General features: G+C 67.5%; 17 protein-coding genes. 7 read left to right on the top strand and 10 right to left on the bottom strand.

What is annotated here, in order from left to right:
- Nucleotides 1-133: 133 nt before the first annotated feature.
- Entirely contained in the window at nt 134-1,348 is a 1,215-nt protein-coding gene (locus P8934_RS09580) for a site-specific integrase (protein WP_278030832.1), read from the top strand.
- Between the two features lie 28 nt (nt 1,349-1,376).
- Complete coding sequence (locus P8934_RS09575; protein WP_278030831.1) at nt 1,377-1,805, top strand: SufE family protein; 429 nt, start codon at nt 1,377-1,379, stop codon at nt 1,803-1,805.
- Here the strand turns inward: P8934_RS09575 and yidD are convergent, their stop codons facing one another.
- The 6 genes from yidD to P8934_RS09545 all read right to left on the bottom strand — a co-directional run bounded on the left by yidD (nt 1,806) and on the right by P8934_RS09545 (nt 6,497).
- Entirely contained in the window at nt 1,806-2,078 is a 273-nt protein-coding gene (gene yidD / locus P8934_RS09570; protein ID WP_278034019.1) for a membrane protein insertion efficiency factor YidD, read from the bottom strand.
- A gap of 69 nt (nt 2,079-2,147) precedes the next feature.
- Entirely contained in the window at nt 2,148-2,588 is a 441-nt protein-coding gene (gene hisI / locus P8934_RS09565; RefSeq protein ID WP_278030830.1) for a phosphoribosyl-AMP cyclohydrolase, read from the bottom strand.
- The gene (locus P8934_RS09560; protein WP_278030829.1) at nt 2,585-3,058 is read right to left on the bottom strand and encodes a transcriptional repressor; all 474 of its coding nucleotides are present in this window, start codon (nt 3,056-3,058) and stop codon (nt 2,585-2,587) included. The genes hisI and P8934_RS09560 overlap by 4 nt, the downstream gene beginning before the upstream one ends.
- A 75-nt stretch (nt 3,059-3,133) precedes the next feature.
- Nucleotides 3,134-4,096, bottom strand: coding sequence for an alpha-L-glutamate ligase-like protein (locus P8934_RS09555; protein ID WP_278030828.1), 963 nt, complete (start codon nt 4,094-4,096; stop codon nt 3,134-3,136).
- A 4-nt stretch (nt 4,097-4,100) separates the two neighbouring features.
- Complete coding sequence (locus tag P8934_RS09550; protein ID WP_278030827.1) at nt 4,101-5,606, bottom strand: UUP1 family membrane protein; 1,506 nt, start codon at nt 5,604-5,606, stop codon at nt 4,101-4,103.
- Nucleotides 5,607-5,645: 39 nt separating this feature from the next.
- Nucleotides 5,646-6,497 (bottom strand): ATP-dependent zinc protease, encoded by an 852-nt coding sequence (locus P8934_RS09545; RefSeq protein ID WP_278030826.1) that lies wholly within the window; start codon nt 6,495-6,497, stop codon nt 5,646-5,648.
- Nucleotides 6,498-6,811: 314 nt separating this feature from the next.
- Between P8934_RS09545 and P8934_RS09540 the strand changes: the two genes are divergently transcribed.
- From P8934_RS09540 to P8934_RS09525, 4 genes are all read left to right on the top strand, one after another.
- Nucleotides 6,812-9,238 (top strand): outer membrane beta-barrel protein, encoded by a 2,427-nt coding sequence (locus P8934_RS09540; protein ID WP_278030825.1) that lies wholly within the window; start codon nt 6,812-6,814, stop codon nt 9,236-9,238.
- A 190-nt stretch (nt 9,239-9,428) separates the two neighbouring features.
- A complete protein-coding gene (locus P8934_RS09535; RefSeq protein ID WP_278033975.1) occupies nt 9,429-10,676 on the top strand; it encodes a hypothetical protein in 1,248 nt (415 codons plus the stop codon).
- Between the two features lie 73 nt (nt 10,677-10,749).
- Nucleotides 10,750-11,214, top strand: a complete 465-nt coding sequence (locus P8934_RS09530; protein WP_278033974.1) for a hypothetical protein — start codon at nt 10,750-10,752, stop codon at nt 11,212-11,214.
- Between the two features lie 150 nt (nt 11,215-11,364).
- Nucleotides 11,365-11,907, top strand: a complete 543-nt coding sequence (locus P8934_RS09525) for a DUF3833 domain-containing protein (RefSeq protein ID WP_278033973.1) — start codon at nt 11,365-11,367, stop codon at nt 11,905-11,907.
- 64 nt (nt 11,908-11,971) lie between these two features.
- Here P8934_RS09525 and P8934_RS09520 read toward each other — a convergent pair whose 3' ends face one another.
- From P8934_RS09520 to gorA, 4 genes are all read right to left on the bottom strand, one after another.
- Complete coding sequence (locus P8934_RS09520; protein ID WP_278033972.1) at nt 11,972-12,382, bottom strand: ectoine synthase; 411 nt, start codon at nt 12,380-12,382, stop codon at nt 11,972-11,974.
- A gap of 91 nt (nt 12,383-12,473) precedes the next feature.
- On the bottom strand, nt 12,474-13,739 hold the full coding sequence (gene ectB / locus P8934_RS09515) for a diaminobutyrate--2-oxoglutarate transaminase (protein WP_278033971.1): 1,266 nt from the start codon (nt 13,737-13,739) through the stop codon (nt 12,474-12,476).
- A 110-nt stretch (nt 13,740-13,849) separates the two neighbouring features.
- Nucleotides 13,850-14,428 (bottom strand): diaminobutyrate acetyltransferase, encoded by a 579-nt coding sequence (gene ectA / locus P8934_RS09510; protein ID WP_133634146.1) that lies wholly within the window; start codon nt 14,426-14,428, stop codon nt 13,850-13,852.
- Nucleotides 14,429-14,666: 238 nt separating this feature from the next.
- Entirely contained in the window at nt 14,667-16,028 is a 1,362-nt protein-coding gene (gene gorA / locus P8934_RS09505; protein WP_278033970.1) for a glutathione-disulfide reductase, read from the bottom strand.
- A 159-nt stretch (nt 16,029-16,187) separates the two neighbouring features.
- On the opposite strand from gorA, the gene can reads away from it, so the two are divergent.
- Nucleotides 16,188-16,838 (top strand): carbonate dehydratase, encoded by a 651-nt coding sequence (gene can / locus P8934_RS09500; RefSeq protein ID WP_278033969.1) that lies wholly within the window; start codon nt 16,188-16,190, stop codon nt 16,836-16,838.
- Nucleotides 16,839-16,867 lie beyond the last annotated feature (29 nt).

The following is a 16,867-nucleotide window of genomic DNA, read 5'->3' as shown; positions in this document are numbered from 1 at the left end:
TGAAGATAATTACGTAATACGTTCAACGTAATTTTATTTACGAATTGCGAAAGAAAATCAAGATTACGCGGCTTATCTTGATTTTGTTGCAGGGAAGGCCGGATACTTGGCCGGCATGGCGCAAGGAGTGGAGATGGACAGCGAGACGAGGACTGCAGCGTCCAGCGAGGTGCTCGAGGCGACATCGACGGCAGTCGAGCGACTGCCCGACGGGGCGAGAGAGCGGCAAGGCCTGCATATCGCCGCCAGCACGGACGCCGAGGCCGTGGCGCAGTGGCTGGCCGAGTACCGGGCCAGCCCACGGACCCGGCACAGCTATCGCCGCGAGGCGCAGCGCCTACTGCTGTGGCTGGCGGAGCAGGGCAGGGGGCTCGATGCACTGCGCCGGGAGGACCTGGACGCCTTCGAGGCCTTCCTGGCCGACCCGCGCCCCGTCGAGCGCTGGATCGGGCCGGTACGCCCGCGTAATGACCCGCGATGGCGTCCCTTCCGTGGCCCGCTGTCGCCCGCCAGCCGCCGGCAGAGCCTGGTGATCCTGCAGGGCATGTTCGCCTGGCTGGTGGAGGCGGGCTGGGTCCGCCACAATCCCTTCCGCCTGATGCGCGACAAGCGCCGGCGCCTGGACAACCGCCAGGGCGGGATCGAGCGCTACCTGGAGCGCCCCCTGTGGGAGTGGCTCTGGGAGTGGCTTAACCGGCCGGCAGGAGAGGGCGCCTCGAACCGACATCGCTACGAGCTGACCCGGCGACGCCTGGTCTTCGGCTTCGCCTACCTGCTGGCCCCGCGGATCAGCGAGATGAGTGCGGCGCGCATGAACGACTTCCGGCGCCGCGAGGGGCGCTGGTGGTGGCACGTGGTGGGGAAGGGCGACAAGGCGGCGCGCATCCCGGTGCCGCCGGACATGATGGCGCTGCTGGGCGAATGGCGAAGCACGCTGGGCCTGGCGGCGGCCCCCTCGCCGGATGACGCCTCCCCCCTGCTGCGGGCCCTCGATGGCCGGCGCGGGCTGGGTGACAACCGCCTCTACCGGCTGATCCGCGATGGCTTCCGGGAGGCGGCCGAGGCGCTCGAGCGGGAGTCGGGCGGGATGGCGCAGGGCGAAGCGGGGCGCCTGCGTCAGGCGACACCGCACTGGCTGCGCCATACGGCCCTGACCCATCAGGCCCAGGCCGGGGTGGAACTGCGCTACCTGGCCGCGACGGCCCGCCATTCACGTCTCGACACCACGGCGCGCTACCTGCATGCCGAGGACGAGGAGTGGCATCGCCAGCAGGCGCAGCACGGCCTGGGGCCGGGGCGCCTGGCAGGCGATGACAATGATCGAGATGGCGGGCGTGAGCCGTTATAATGGCACAAGCCACCTTCCAGGAGAGACCATGACTGCCGAGAGCACCGCCGAACAGGCCCAACAGGAACTTCTCGACGAGTTCGAGATGTTCGACAACTGGATGGATCGCTACCAGTACATCATCGACATGGGCAAGCAGTTGCCGGCCTTTCCCGAGGAATGGAAGGTCGAGGAACTGAAGATCCAGGGCTGCCAGTCCAATGTCTGGATGCACCACCGCCGCGACGGCGAGACCCTGCATTTCGATGCGGTCTCCGACGCCGCAATCGTCTCCGGGCTGATCGCCGTACTGATGCGCATCTACAACGACCGTCGTCCGGCGGATATCCGCGCCACCAGCCCCCACTTCATGCGCGACCTTGGCCTCGACAAGCACCTCTCGCCGACCCGCAGCAACGGCCTCAACGCCATGCTGGAGCGGATCTACCGCGTGGCCGACGAGGAAGCGGCCGCCTGATCAGTGGTCGTCCGTCCGGCAGCGGAACTGCTCGTCCAGCTCCGGGTCCTCCCGGCAGAGCCGCTCGCTGGGGCCGCCCGGGACCGGGTCGATGCCCCCCTCGCAGCCCGGGTGGCAGCGGGCGATACGGCGCAGCGCCATGACCCCGCCCCGGAAGGGGCCATGCACCTGCAGCGCCTCCCGCGCGTAGCTCGAACAGCTGGGCCAGTAGCGACAGCGCGGGCCCAGCAACGGGCTCAGCGTCAGCTGGTATAGCCTCACCGCGCCGATCATCAGCCAGCCGAGTGCCCGGCCCAGCCAGCGCAACAGGCGATGGATGCCCGCGGCCAGGCAGGACACGTCTCAGCCCTTGCCGTAGAGGGCGTCGGGGTCGATCAATGGCTCGCTGGCGACGCGCGCCTCGTCGCCCTCCAGCGCCACGTAGAAGCAGCTGCGCCTGCCGCTGTGGCAGGCCGGCCCCGTCTGCGCCACCTGCAGCAGCAGGGTGTCGCCGTCGCAGTCCAGCGCCGCGCCCTTCAGGTGCTGCTGCTGGCCGGAACTCTCGCCCTTGCGCCACATCATGCCCCGCGAGCGCGACCAGTAGCAGACGCGGCCGGTGCGCAGGGTCTCCTCCAGGGCCTCGCGGTTCATCCAGGCCATCATCAGCACTTCGCCGCTGTCGTGCTGCTGGGCGATGGCGGGGATCAGGCCATCGGCGTTGAAGCGGATGGCGTCGAGGATCCCGGCCAGGGGGAAACGGCTGTCTCGGGGGGCCCGTTCGAGGGCCTTGAAGGTGTCGGTCATGGAAACTCCGCAGGGGCGGCGGGGCGCTCGAGGGCCTGTCGGCAGGCGTCACATTGGCCCAGCAGCTCGATGGTCTGGCGCTGGACCTCGAAGCCCAGCTCCCTGGCGCGTCGCGCCAGGTGGTCGTTGACCTCGTCCAGGTGCAGCTCCTCGACCCGCCCACAGAGGCGGCAGATCAACAGCTGGAAGCCGTGGGCATGCTCGGGGCAGGGGCAGGCCACATAGGCGTTGAGGGACTCGATGCGATGCACCAGCCCCTGGTCGATGAGGAACTCCAGGGCGCGATAGACGGTCGGCGGGCGTGCCGCGGCGTGTTCCGCGGCCAGGCGGTCGAGCAGGTCGTAGGCCTTCAGGCTGCCGGGAGCAGCGGCGATCATCTCCAGCACCCGACGGCGGATCGGCGTGAAGCGCGCGCCGCGCTGCTGGCACTGCCGTTCGGCCTGGCAAATCATGTCGCGGGGATCGGTCATGGCACCCGGAGAATGGCGGATCAAGGAAGCGCCATTCTACGCGCCGGGCCGGCAAGGGGCCAGCCGCGGCCGCCGTCAGGCCGTCTCGCGCAGCTCGCTGGAGCGGGCGAAATGGTGCTGGGCGAAGGCGACCCTTTCCTCGGGCGCGACCCCCTCGGGCTGGCGTTCGATCAGGTCGAGCCGGGAGCGCAGCCCCTCGCCGTTGGCCATCTGGATCGCCAGCCCCGGACGGGCGTTGAGTTCGAGCAGCATGGGGCCGTGGTCCCGGTCGAGCACCATGTCGGTACCCAGATACCCCAGCCCGGTCATCTCGAAGCAGCCGGCCGCCAGCCTCAGCAGCGTGCCCCAGTCGCTGATGTGCAGGCTGGCGAGCTCGTGGCCGGTATCCGGATGGTCGTGGCGCGTGCGGTCGAACTGCACCCCGCGGATCGCGCAGCCGCTGGCGATGTCGATGCCCACGCCCACGGCGCCCTGGTGCAGATTGGCCTTGCCGTCCGAGGCGGCGGTGGAGAGGCGCATCATCGCCATCACCGGATAGCCCTTGAAGACGATGACCCGGATGTCCGGCACGCCCTCGTAGGTGTATTCGGAGAAGGACGCGTCGAAGTTGATCAGCGCCTCGATCAGGGCCACGTCCGGGGAGCCCCCCAGGGAGTAGAGCCCGGAGAGGATATTGGAGACATGGCGCTCCACGTCGCCGAGGGTCAGCTGGGCGCCGCTGGGCTTGATGTAGCGACCGCCCTCGATCCGCTCGATGACCAGGATTCCCTTGCCACCGCTGCCCTTGGCCGGCTTGATCACGAAGCCGTGGTGGCCGATGAGCATGGTACCGATGTGCTTGACACCGAACTGGGTGGTCACGGTGCCGATCAGCGCCGGCGTGGTGATGCCGTACTCCTGGGCCAGCAGCTTGGTCTGGAGCTTGTCGTCCACCAGCGGATAGAGCCGGCGGTTGTTGTAGCGTCCGATGTAGCGAATGTTGCGCCGGTTCATGCCGATGATTCCCTTGGCATGCAGGCGGGCAGGGGTCGTCCACATGGGATCAGTCCTCCGTGACCGGCTTGAAGCGGCGCAGCTCGAGCAGGCGGTAGCCGGTGTAGTTGCCGAGCAGCAGGATCAGCGCCATCAGGATCAGCTGTACCCCGAGGAAGTTGAAGGTGATGTGGCGGATCCAGGGATTGTTCATCGCCAGGTAGGCCAGCACCGCGGTGAGCAGGCTGCCGCCGCCCTGGATGAGCACCTGCTTGGGGCCTTCCTCCTCCCAGAGGATCGACATCCGCTCGATGGTCCAGGAGAGGATGATCATCGGGAAGAAGGTGATGGTCAGTCCCGCATTGAGCCCGAAGCGGTAGGAGAGCACCGAGAAGACCGAGATGATGGCGATGACCGTGATGATCACCGCCGTCACTCGCGCCACCAGCAGCAGGTTCAGGTAGGAGAGGTAGTTGCGGATCACCAGCCCCACGGCCACCACCAGCAGGAAGCCGACCAGCCCGGTGATCAGCGTAGTCTGGATGAAGGCCAGGGCGATCAGCACGGGCATGAAGGTGCCCGAGGTCTTGATGCCGACCAGCACCCGCAGGATCACCACCATCAGGGCGCCGATGGGGATCAGCAGGATGGTCTGGAAGAGCGCCTGGTCCTCCAGGGGCAGGCTGTGGATCGAGAAGTTGAGCAGGGTGTCATCGGCCAGCTGGCTGCGCACCGCCGCCGCCGCCGGCTGGTTGCGGGAGAGCATCGAGAAGCCGACCCGCGAGTTGCTGCCGCCCTGGACCTCGAGCACCGCCTGCCCGGCGGACTCCCAGAGCAGCAGGTTGTCCGGCCGCCCGCGGGTCCCGGTGCGGGGGTCGAACAGCGCCCACTCCTGGTCGTCGAAGACCTGGATCCAGGAGGTCAGGCTCTGCCGACGGCGGCCATGCTCGAGCAGCAGGCCGCTGACCTCGCGGGCCGGCACACCGGCCTGGTTGAGCAGGCGTACCAGCAGCGGGGTGCGGTCGAACTGGGTCAGCAGCAGGCGGGCATTCTCGCCCTGGCGCTCCTCGGTGAAGTCGGTGATCAGCTCGCGTGCGAAGGTGAAGGGATCGGCGCTGCGTGACCAGGCCCGCTCGATCACCTGGCTGGCTGCGGTGTCATAGGGCGACTCCCAGACGATGTCGCGGCGCAGGGGAGGGGACTCGATCGCCGTGTTCTTCGACTCCGGGGCGACCAGTGCCTGGACGCTGTAATAGAGCTGCTGGTCGCCGGTGGCCTCGCGCGTGGACCATTCCGCGCGCCGGCCGCCGTTCTCCTCGAGAAAGGCCAGCCCGTAGCCGGGGGAGGCGGTGTGTTCGGTGAGGATGCGATAGCCCTGCTGGCTCGAGGGCAGCGCCATGTTGACCTTGGCCGGGCCGCCATCGGCGGTGAAGTTGACCTGGGCCTCGATCTCCCAGACCTGGCGCTGCTCGCCGGGCGTCCAGGGAACCTCGAACTGCACGTGCCGGTGGATGCTCAGGGCGACACCGGCCACCAGCAGGAAGGCGACGATCAGGTAGAAGGGCAGTCGTGACATGGGTCTTCCTTGATGGGGCTTGGATCAGACGTGACAGCGTCACTCTTCGGCTTCTTCTTCATCGCGATCGGCGGCTTCGTCGGCGCCGGCTTCCTCTGCCGGACGCCCGCCCGGGAACTCGGGACGCTCATGAAGGTACTGCTCGGCCACGTCGATGACGGTGATGTCCATCAGGAAACGGCGACCCAGCAGGACCGGATGGTCCAGGTGGGTGCGGTCATTAAGGGTGAACTGCACCGTCTCGCGCAGCGGCCCCAGGGTCATCAGCAGGCTGATCACCGGGCGTGACTCCTCGCCGGAGGCCTGGATGATGCGCACCCGGCGCTCCACCGGCGCCTCGATCCACTCGTCGCGCACGCTGTCGACCACGCTGTCATCGTCGTTGAGCCCGAGCTTGAAGCGCACCCAGTTCTCGCCGTCGCGTTCGAAGCGGGTGATCTCGGTGGCGGACAGCGATGAGGTGGTGGCCCCGGAGTCGATGCGCGCCTTGAGGTAGGTGCCCACACCGGGCAGGCCGATCCATTCGCTGCGCCCCAGGATCTCCTTGTTGTCCAGGCGCGTCTGGCTGTCGCGGCACTCGCGCGTCGCCTCGGGCTGGTCGTCGGGACGCCCGAGCTGCGCCACCTCGCCCCGCAGCTGCCGCAGCAGGCTGCCGACCTCACGCACATCCGCCGAGAGTGCCTGCTGCCGCTGTCGCTGCTGGTCGAGCCGGGCCTGTTGGCCAGTCACGCAGCTGGCGGTGACCGCGCCTTCCAGCCGGTCGATGCGCGCCTGGAACTCGGCGCTGGTGACGGGCGGGGGCGGGGGCTCGCGCTCGGGCAGCAGGGTGCAGCCGCTCAGCAGCAGGGTGGCAAGGAGCAGGGTGCCGACAGACGGCAGACAATGGCGCATGAACAGGGCTCGGGCGTCAGGATGATGCGTGATGATAAGGAGTCGCCTCCAGCCTTGTCCAACGTGGACGGGACGCGACAGCATGATTATAGTCGGCCTCGAGGCATCTACCTATGACCATCATTTAACATAATATACATTATACGAACCAATGGAGATGGCCCCATCCGGGACCCTTGATGCCGGTCAAGCCGCGTGGCGAATCCCGCGAATCCACTGTTCCAGCAGGCAATGCCTGGACTACCCTGCGCCATGGGGAGCTGGCCCGACGATCGCCGTCAGGGCTTCGAGAAGGATCACTCAAGGGGATCAAGATGCACACGAGGAACCGTCAACCCGCGTTCGTCCTGCTGCCGCTGGTGCTGGCAGTGTCGGCGGCCAGCCACACCCAGGCCCAGGACGCCACCGGAAGGACCGACTGGAGCCATGACGTGGGCGTCACGGTGGGCAACGAGTACAACGACAACATCTTCTATGAGCGCGAGAACCGCGTCTCCGATACCATCACCACCGTCTCGCCCCGCGCCGAGCTTGTCGGCAAGGGGCAACGCCACGAGATCCGCGCCTTCGGCAGCGCCGAGCGTGGCAAGTACCATGAGTACCAGGACGAGAACTATACCGACTGGCGCCTCGGCGGCGAGGGTCGCTACGCCTACAGCGAGGCCGGCAGCCTGTTCGGCGGCGTCAACCTGGCGCGTGGCCACGAGGAGCGCTCCTCGCCGGACGCCGTGAATGGTGAGGAGCCGACCCTCTACGACCGCCTGGGCACCTTTGCCGGGATCAACCACCGGTTCGGGCGCATCACCAGCCGCGTCGGCGGCACCTTCGAGACCCTGGACTTCGAGGACGTGGGCGCCCTGGATGGCCTGACCATCGAGAACGACGATCGCGACCGCGACCAGGCCACCTTCGGCGGGCGTTTCGGCTACCGCCTCGATGCGTCCCTGGAACCCTTCTTCCAGGTCGCGGCGGACCTGCGTGACTACGACCAGGCCGTGGACATCGACGGCTTCGACCGCGACTCCGAGGGGGGCAACGCTGCCGTGGGCCTGCTCTTCAAGCCCTCCCCGTCGCTCGACCTCGAACTGCTGGCCGGCTGGCTGGAACAGGACTACGACGACCCGGCCCTCGAGGATGTCGGCACCTGGGACCTGGGGGGCGAGCTCTCCTGGCGCCCCGCCGGTTCGCCGACGCGCGTCAGCGCCCGGCTCGACCGCAGCGTGGAAGAGACCACCGTGCGCGGGGCCTCGGCCAACCTGCGTACCGGCGTGGGGGCCCAGATGACCACCGCGATCCGCCCCGACCTGACCCTGAGCACCCGGGCGAGCTACAGCGACCACGATTACCAGGGGGTGGCGCGCAACGACAACCTGCTGGGGCTCGGGCTCGGCCTTCGCCACTATCTCAACCCGCACCTCTTCGTCGGCATGGACTACGACTTCCTCCAGCGCGACTCCAGCCTCCCGGCCGAGGACTTCGACAACAACCGCCTGATGGTCAGCCTCGGCACCCAGCTCGCCAGGGGCTACGAGGACGCCGAACTGCTGGCCGCGGCCCGCGATACCGACCTGCTCCTTGATGGCTACCTGGGCCTCCAGGCGGGCTACGGCGAGATCGGCACGGCCCAGGCCGGTTCGCGCGGCTCCGGCGGCACCCTGCGTGCCGACTTCCGCGATGCCGGCGGCAGCCTGGGGCTGTTCGGCGGCCCTGCCCTCACGTTCGGCGACTGGCGCCTGGCCCTGGAGCTCGAGGCCGAGGAGGCCGACGCCGAGTGGTCCCACGAGCGCTCCGGTGGACGCGTCTTCTCGGTGGAGAAGCAGCGCGAGTACGGTGCCGGGCTGCGCATCGGCCACCTGCTGGCCGGCGATAACGAGGTGTACGCTCGCCTGGGGCTGGTGCGCGGCCGCTTCGACCTGGCCTTCGCCGAGGGGGGCGAGAACGACGACCAGAGGGAGTGGCTGGATGGACGTCGCCTGGGCGGTGGCCTGGAGGTGCCGCTCTCCACCGCCCTGGGCCTGCGCATGGACTACAGCTATACCGACTACGAGGACCTCGACATCGGGGTCGGCGGCGAGAGCGACGACTTCGCCCAGGAGGAGAGCCGGATGCGCCTGGGGCTGGCCTGGCACCCCGGGCGCCAGGCCAGCAAGCGCCCCCCGACCGCACCCGAGGCCCATGACGGCCTCTATCTCGGCGGCCAGGTCGGCTACGGCAGCCTGATCACCGACCTCGAGGGGCCGCGTACCGAACCCTCCGAACTCGAGGCACGATTCGGTGACTCCGGCGCCCTGGCGGGCCTGCATGTCGGCTATGGCCAGACCTTCCAGCGGTTCTACCTGGGGGGCGAACTCGCGGCCGAGGTCAGCGACGTGACCTGGAACCACGAACGCCAGCCCACCGGTCGCACCTACTCGGTGGACCGCGAGTCGAGCCTGGGCCTGGCCCTGCGCGCCGGCTACGTGATCGACAGTGGCGCCCTGCTCTACCTGCGTGGCGGCCCGGCCTGGACGGCCTTCGAGACCCGCTACGCGCGTGGCGAGCAGCGGGTCCAGCTGGACGAGACCGAGCAGGGTTGGCAGTTCGGTGGCGGGATCGAGGTACCCCTGCGCGAGCGCCTGCGCCTGCGCCTGGACGTCAGCCATAGCCGCTATGACGACGTCGAGGTCGACTATGGTTCCGGCGTCGACACCCTGGACAGCGAGGAGAACCAGATGCGGCTGGGCATGAGCGTCCGCTTCTGAGAGCGGCCATGTCGGACGCGGCCCCGAGGCCCCGTCCGACCTTCACGACGCCATCTTTAATGACCAAATCGGATATTGATATACGTCAATTGCATTTGATACTGATGCGCCCATACTTTGATCACTGGCACTCCGCAACCACGGCTCTACCAGTTCACGGCACGTCGAACTGATATTCCAGGAGCTACACATGAAGACCTTGTGCAAGACCCCCTCCCTCACCCGCCTCGCCACCCTGACCGGTGCGGCCGTCCTGCCGCTGGTGGGTACCGCCATGCTCGGCACGGCCGTCGCGCCCGAGGCGGGCTTCTTTATCCAGAGCGCCGAGGCCCAGCAGGGCCAGGGCCATGGTGGCGGTCGCGATGACCTGCTCAACATCGGACGCGGCAAGGGCAACGGCTTCGGCGCCGGCGGTCAGGGGCGCTCGCTCGAGTCCGACATCTTCCGCGATGACGCCGCCGGCGGCCCGCCGGAGGGCAAGGGTCAGGGCCAGGGCGGCAGTGGCGGCGACCGCGGTGGCAAGCCGGATGGCGCCGGCGGTGGCGGCGGCCCGGACAGCGGCAAGGGCGGCGACTATGGCGATATCGTCATCATCCTGCGTGACGACGACGGCACGCCAATCCTCGACGACAACGGCAATGTCCAGCCCTGCCTGGATGCGGCCTGCGAGGAGGTCATCCAGCTGGTCCAGGAAGAGGACGGCAAGTACGAGATCCCGGCAGAGTATGCCGACCAGGTGATCCCGGTCGAGTTCGGCCGTCTCAACGTCGCTCGTTCGCCGGAGAGCGTCACCGACCACTCCCTGGCCGAGCTGCTCAGCAAGATGGATGGCGTGGAAATCACCGCCGAGACCTTGGCCGAGATGACCGATACCTCCGGTCGCCTGATCACCCCGGACGGTGCCACCATCGACTCGCCGCTGGAGAACCTGGCCTTCTACATTGCCCTGCTCGAGGCGACCAACGAGGATCCCGTCGACGGGCTCTATACCCTCAGCATCTCCACCAATCCCCACGGTGACGAGCCGGCCGAATCCTACTCGATGACTGTCGACGCGGATATCGTGCTGACCTTGGCCGCCTCGGCCCTGGCCGCCGGTTCAGACAAGTATGGTGACCTGACCATCGACGAGGTGATGGGAATCAGCGGCTTCCTGGGTGTCGCCGACGAGCTCTCCGCCCTGGTGTCGTCGGACAGCTACTCCTACAGCCCCGATGACCTCTATGGCGGGGTTACCGTCACGGTGCTCCAGGAGGTCGTGATCGACGGCACCACCTACTACCAGCCCACCGAGGTGAACCTGCTCGACGAGGTGGTGTTCAACACCGTCCCGACCATCGAGGACAACGGTTACGGTATCGATACCTTCACCCAGCAGGCCGACGATTCCGTCCAGGTGCTGGAGTATGTCCATGACTTCGGTCTGGAGTCCGAGTGACCCTAGCCGCGACATCACTACAGGAGTTGAAGCGGCCCCTTACGGGGCCGCTCCTGTTTGACAGGAGGCATCCATGAACGAGCAGCACTCCCCTGCCCTGCGTCGACGCCTGATGGCTGGCCTGCTGCCGCTGGCCCTGGCCCTGACGGTGCCCGCCGGCCTTGCGCAGGCCGACGCCTTCACCCCGGTGCCCAGCGACCAGCACCTGCTGGCCCAGCACAGCGACCATACCGATAGCCACGCCGATGGCGATGACCACGGCTCGGGTGGCAAGCAGGGTGGCGGCCAGGGGCAGCGCAAGCGCCTGGGCAAGGGCGCCGGCACCGGCGAGGCCCGCGGCGGCCACTCGGCGGAATCCGACATCTTTCGCGACGAGGGCTTCGATCGCGGCAACCCGGAGCGTGGCGGTGGCCCGCCGGCCGACCGTGGAGGGAGCCATGAAGATGGCGACGACCACGAGGATGGCGAGGAAGGCGGCGGCCCGCCCGAGGGACGCGGCGAGCACGAGGATGGTGAGGAGCACGACCACGAGGTGTGACGAATTGCCCCTCACCAGATGACACGACACCGCCCGGGGGCCGAGGCCCGCCGGGCGGTGTCGTGTCATCTGGCCCCTTGCGTGGTGGGATGGCGCCGGGGTCGCTGATCCGCTAGCATTCCTGTACGAATCCTCTTTATGGAATGTTAAATGTACAGGAAATGGCTTTTCCGCCTGGTCGTGCTGCTGCTCTCCCTGGGGCTGCTGGCCGGCTGCAGCAGCGTCGATATCGAGCGCTATGCAGGCACCACGCCGCGCCTCGACATCGGAGAATACTTCGACGGCAAGACTCGCGCCTGGGGCATGGTGCAGGACTACAGCGGGGAGGTGCAGCGCCGCTTCACCGTGGAGATCGACGGTCAGCTCGAGGGCGATACCTTGACCCTGGACGAACGCTTCACCTATGACGACGGCGAGACCGACCGGCGCGTCTGGACCTTCGAGCGTCAAGGCGAGGATCGCTGGATCGGCCGAGCCAATGACGTCGAGGGCGCGGTAGAGGCGCGCCAGGCCGGCCACGCCTTCACCATGCGCTACCGCCTGCCCGTCGAGGTCTCGGGGCGCGAGATCACCTTCACCCTGGACGACTGGATGTACCTGCAGCCCGACGGGCGGCTGATCAACCGGACAGCCATGAGCAAGTTCGGGGTCACCCTCGCCGAGATCACCATCGTCTTCGATCGGGCCCCCTGACGAGAACGCCCCCGGCTCGAGTGAGCCGGGGGCGTCGCAGGACCCTCTCGAGCGCGCTGGGCGGTCAGAGCGGCTTCTTGTCGTCGGCCTCGGCCGGCGCGTAGGAGCCATCCTCGCGGTGCACCTCGTTGCCGGTCAGGCCCGGCGTGAACACGCAGGCCAGGTGCATGGTCTTGCTGGCGCGCAGCAGGTGCTCGTCGTGCTGGTCGAGGATGTAGATGTCACCCGGCTTGATCGGCCAGATCTTGCCGTCGGCCAGGGTTTCCACCTCGCCCTCGCCTTCGATGCAGAAAACGGCCTCGAAGTGATGCTTGTAGTGGATGTGGGTCTCGGTGCCTTCGTAGATACGCGTGATATGGAAGGAGCAGTTGCCGCCATCATCGGCCAGACTCAGGCGGGTGCTGTCCCAGTTGCCGTTTTCGGCCTTGACCAGGCGGTCGGTCTTGCGGGCGTCATCGAGATTGCGAACGATCATGAATGCTCTCCAATGGTATCAGTGACGGACCGGTCGGCCCCTGCCGACCGGTCGATGACTGGGCCGCCCATGGGGCGACACCCTCAGCCTATCAGCTAAGCGCCTGCTTGGTGCTGGTCTCGAGAATATCGAGGCCCATGTCCAGCTCCTCATCGGTGATGGTCAGCGGGCAGAGGCACTTGACTACCTCGCCGTCCTGACCGCTGGTCTCGATGACCAGCCCGTTCTCAAAGGCCTTGTGGGTGATCTTGTCGGCGATGTCACCGCTACCCACGTCGATCCCGCGCATCAGGCCGCGGCCACGCTCGGAGGCCTCGATGCCCAGTTCGCCGAGCATGCCGGCGATCTTCTGGAAGCGCTTGGCGACCACCTCGCCCTTGCGCGCCACGTCCTGGGCCAGGGCGTCGTCGCTCCAATAGTGGCGCAAGGCGGCGGCCGCGGTGGTGAAGGCAAGCGCGAAGCCGCGGAAGGTGCCGTTGTACTGGCCCGGCTTCCAGACATCGAGTTCAGGACGCATCAGCACCTGGGAGAACGGCAGGCCGAGGCCGGAGAGCGACTTGGAGTTGGTGACGATATCGGGAACGACGTCGGCGTGTTCGAAGCTGAAGAACTTGCCGGTGCGGCCGCAGCCGGCCTGGATGTCGTCGACGATCAGCAGGATGTCATGGGCGCGGCAGATGCCCTCGAGGCGCTTGAGCCAGTCGAGGCCAGCGACGTTGATACCGCCCTCGCCCTGCACGGTCTCGACGATCACCCCCGCCGGGATGTCCAGGCCGCCGGACTTGTCGCCGAGCAGCTTCTCGAAGTAATCCAGGGTGTCGGCGCCCTCGCCCAGGTAGCCGTCGAAGGGCATGAAGCTCCCGCCGACCGTGGGCACGCCGCCCGTGGCCTCGCGGAACTTGCGGTTACCGGTGGTGGCCAGCGCCCCCATGGTCACGCCGTGGAAGCCGTTGGTGAAGGTGACGATGTTGTGGCGGCCCTTGGCGTTGCGGGCCAGGCGGATGGCCGCCTCGACGGCATTGGTGCCGGTCGGTCCAGGGAACTGGACCTTGTAGTCCAGGCCGCGCGGCTTGAGGATCACCTCGTCGAGGGCCTCGAGGTAGTCACGCTTGGCGGCGGTCCAGAAGTCCAGGCCATGGATGATGTTGTCCTCGGCCAGGTAGTCGAGCAGCGCCTGCTTGATGTGCGGGTTGTTGTGGCCGTAGTTCAGGGTGCCGGCACCGGCCAGGAAGTCGATGTACTCGCGGCCGTCCTCGTCGGTCAGACGGGCATTCCGGGCCTTGGTGAAGACCACCGGAAAGGAGCGGGAATAGGTCCGAACTTCGGACTCCATGCGTTCGAGGATCTGGGTCTGCATGTGCGACCTCCTGTTGGCAAATAGAAAGGGATCAGGACGCGCGAGCGCGGCTGAAGGGAGTGCGGACGCCTGCCGCCAGGCACAGCAGGCGAGAGAAGAAGCGGGGGCGCTCAGATGCGATCGGTCTGGAAGGGGCCGATGCGCACGAGGTTTTCCGGGTCGTGCTCGCCACCGAGCTGGTCGGTGGAGAAGTACTCGCGGCTGTTGAGCGGCGCCTGCCAGCGTTCGGCAAGCCGCCGGAACAGGCCCCAGGAGGCCTGGTTGTCGGGGGTGATGGTGGTCTCGAGGTGGTGGACCTCGGCCATCTCCGGGCGGGTCATCACGGCTTCCACCAGGCGCCGGGCCAGGCCGGTGCCGCGCGCCTTCTCGCCGACCGCCACCTGCCACAGGAAGTAGGTGTCCGGGGCGTTGCTCTTCACGTAGCCGGAGACGAAACCGACGATCTCGCCCTCCTCGTTGGTGGCCACGGCACAACTGTCGCGGAACTGGGTCGCCAGCAGCAGGTAGGCATAGGCGGAGTTGACGTCCAGCGGGGGGCAGGACTTGACCAGCTCGTAGATGCCCCAGCCGTCATCGGGGTTGGGCTTGCGGATGAACAGCGGATAGGCCTCGTGACCGACCACGGCGTCCGCCACGGTGGGGCGTGCCAGGTCGGCGGAGGGTGTGAAGGGCTCGGTGGTTGCGTTCATTGTCATGGTTCGCTGTAGCGAATTTGGAGAGGAGTATAACAGCGGCTTATCGGCAATTCAAAACCATGATTATCCTGGCGACACGGATCCATAATGGAAAATTATGCTGCGCCAGCCGGTCCCGCCAGTCGAGCCGCTCCTCTTCGATAATAGCCCACTCCGATGACGTCGGGAGCCCGAAACGCCGCGGGCCACCCCACAGGGTGGCCCGCGGCAATGCCCGAGGCATGGAAGGGGCTCAGCGCCGGGTCGCCGCGCGCATGGTGACGAACTCCTCGGCGCCGGTGGGGTGGATGCCCACGGTGGCGTCGAAGTCGGCCTTGGTGAGGCCCGCGCGCACCGCCACGGCGATGCCCTGGATCACCTCGCCGGCCTCCTCGCCCACCATATGGGCCCCCACCACGACGTCGCTGGCGTCATCGACGACCAGCTTCATCATGCAGCGTTCGCTGCTGCCGGAGAGGGTGTGCTTCATGGGGCGGAAGTCGGCGACATAGACGCGGATCTCGCCACACGCCTCGCGGGCCTGCTCCTCGGAGAGCCCCACCGTGCCGATGTTGGGGTGACAGAACACCGCGGTGGGGATGTTGCGGTAGTCAAGCGCGGCCGGCTCGGCCTCGTCGAAGTGGTATCTGACCAGCTGCATGGCCTCGGCGAGCGCCACCGGGGTCAGCTCGAGGCCGCCGGTCACGTCACCGATGGCGAGGATCGAGGGCACCGAGGTCTCGAAGCGCTCGTTCACGGCCAGGTGGCCGCTCTCGGTGCGGGCCACGTCCAGCTCGTCGAGTCCCAGCCCTTCAAGATGGGGGCGACGACCGGTCGCGGTCAGCACGGCATCCACCTCCAGCTGCTCACCGTTGGTGAGGCTCACCCGCAGCCCCTGCTCGACCTTCTCGATCGAAGCGATATTGGCGTCGAAGTGCAGCTGGACACCCTTCTTGGCCATCTCGTCCCGGGTGAACTCGCGCACCTGCTGGTCGAAGCCGCGCAGGAACAGCCCGCCCCGGTAGACCAGGTGGGACTCGCTGCCCAGGCCATTGAAGATGCTGGCGAATTCCACGGCGATATAGCCGCCGCCGAGGACCAGGAAACGCTCGGGGAAGGTGGCGAGATCGAAGACCTGGTTGGAGTGGACCACCAGGTCGTTGCCCGGAAAGTCCGGCGTCCAGGGCCACCCGCCCACGGCGACCAGGATCTTCGCCGCGCTCAGGGTCTCGTCGTTGACGCTGACATGGTGCGCATCTAGCACCTTGGCGCGGCCGTTGATCAGGCGCACCCCGGCGGTGTCGAGCAGGCGTCCGTAGATCTCGTTGAGCCGCTTGATTTCGCCGATCTTGTTGTCGCGCAGCGTGGCCCACTCGAAGCGTGGGGCCTCGGGCAACTGCCAGCCGAAGCCGCCCGCGTCCTCGAAGGCCTCGTGGAAGTGGGCGGCATAGGAGTAGAGCTTCTTGGGCACACAGCCCACGTTGACGCAGGTGCCGCCCAGGTAGCGATCCTCCGCCACGGCGACCCGCGCGCCGGTGGCGGCGGCGGTGCGGGCGGCGCGAACGCCACCGGACCCCGCCCCGATCACGAAGAGGTCATAGTCGAAGTCTGACACGCAAGTCTCCTGTCGAAGGTCGAGCCGCGTCGGCCCGTCAGTGAATCTCGAGGCGGATCATACCAGCCGAGGCGACACCCCGGGAGAGCGGTTGACCACCCCGGCAGGCGAGGTTACAAGGGGGACCGTTCTTGCCTGCCATGCCTACCGGAGCCCGCCATGAAACAAGAGATCGAGAGACTGCTGGCCAACAACCGCAGCTGGGCGGAGAAGATGTGCCGGGACGACCCGGACTACTTCGCCCGCCTGGCCCGCCAGCAGAGTCCCGACTACCTGTGGATCGGCTGCTCCGATTCCCGCGTGCCGGCCAACCAGATCATCGATCTGCCGCCGGGCGAGGTGTTCGTCCACCGCAACGTCGCCAACCTGCTCCACCACAACGACATGAACGCCCTCTCGGTGGTGCAGTTCGCCGTGGACGTGCTCAAGGTGCGCCACATCATGGTAGTCGGCCACTACGGCTGCGGCGGCGTGCGGGCGGCCGTCGCCGGCGGCGAGTGCGGCATGGTCGACTACTGGCTGCACTCGGTCCGCGAGCTCTACAGCCGCCACCGCAGTGCCCTGGAAGCGCTGCCCCTGGAGGCGCAGGTCGATCGCATGTGCGAGCTCAATGTCGAGGCCCAGGTCAACAACCTGTGCCGGACGAAGATCGTCCAGCGCGCCTGGCAGCGTGGCCAGGCGCTCTCCGTGCATGGCTGGGTCTACGGGCTGAGCGACGGCCGGGTCTCCGACCTCGACTGCAGCGTCCACGGCCTCGACCAGGTCGCCACCCTCTACCGCATCGACCGCATCGCCCCCGCCGGAGACTGAGACAGGGCCCATCCCGCGGGACTCATTCA

Source organism: Halomonas sp. CKK8, from assembly GCF_029625235.1.
In the GTDB taxonomy this organism is placed as follows: Bacteria; Pseudomonadota; Gammaproteobacteria; order Pseudomonadales; family Halomonadaceae; genus Halomonas; species Halomonas ventosae.
The sequence above is the reverse complement of the archived record's forward strand: the minus strand, read 5'-3'. Positions and strand labels throughout refer to the sequence as shown.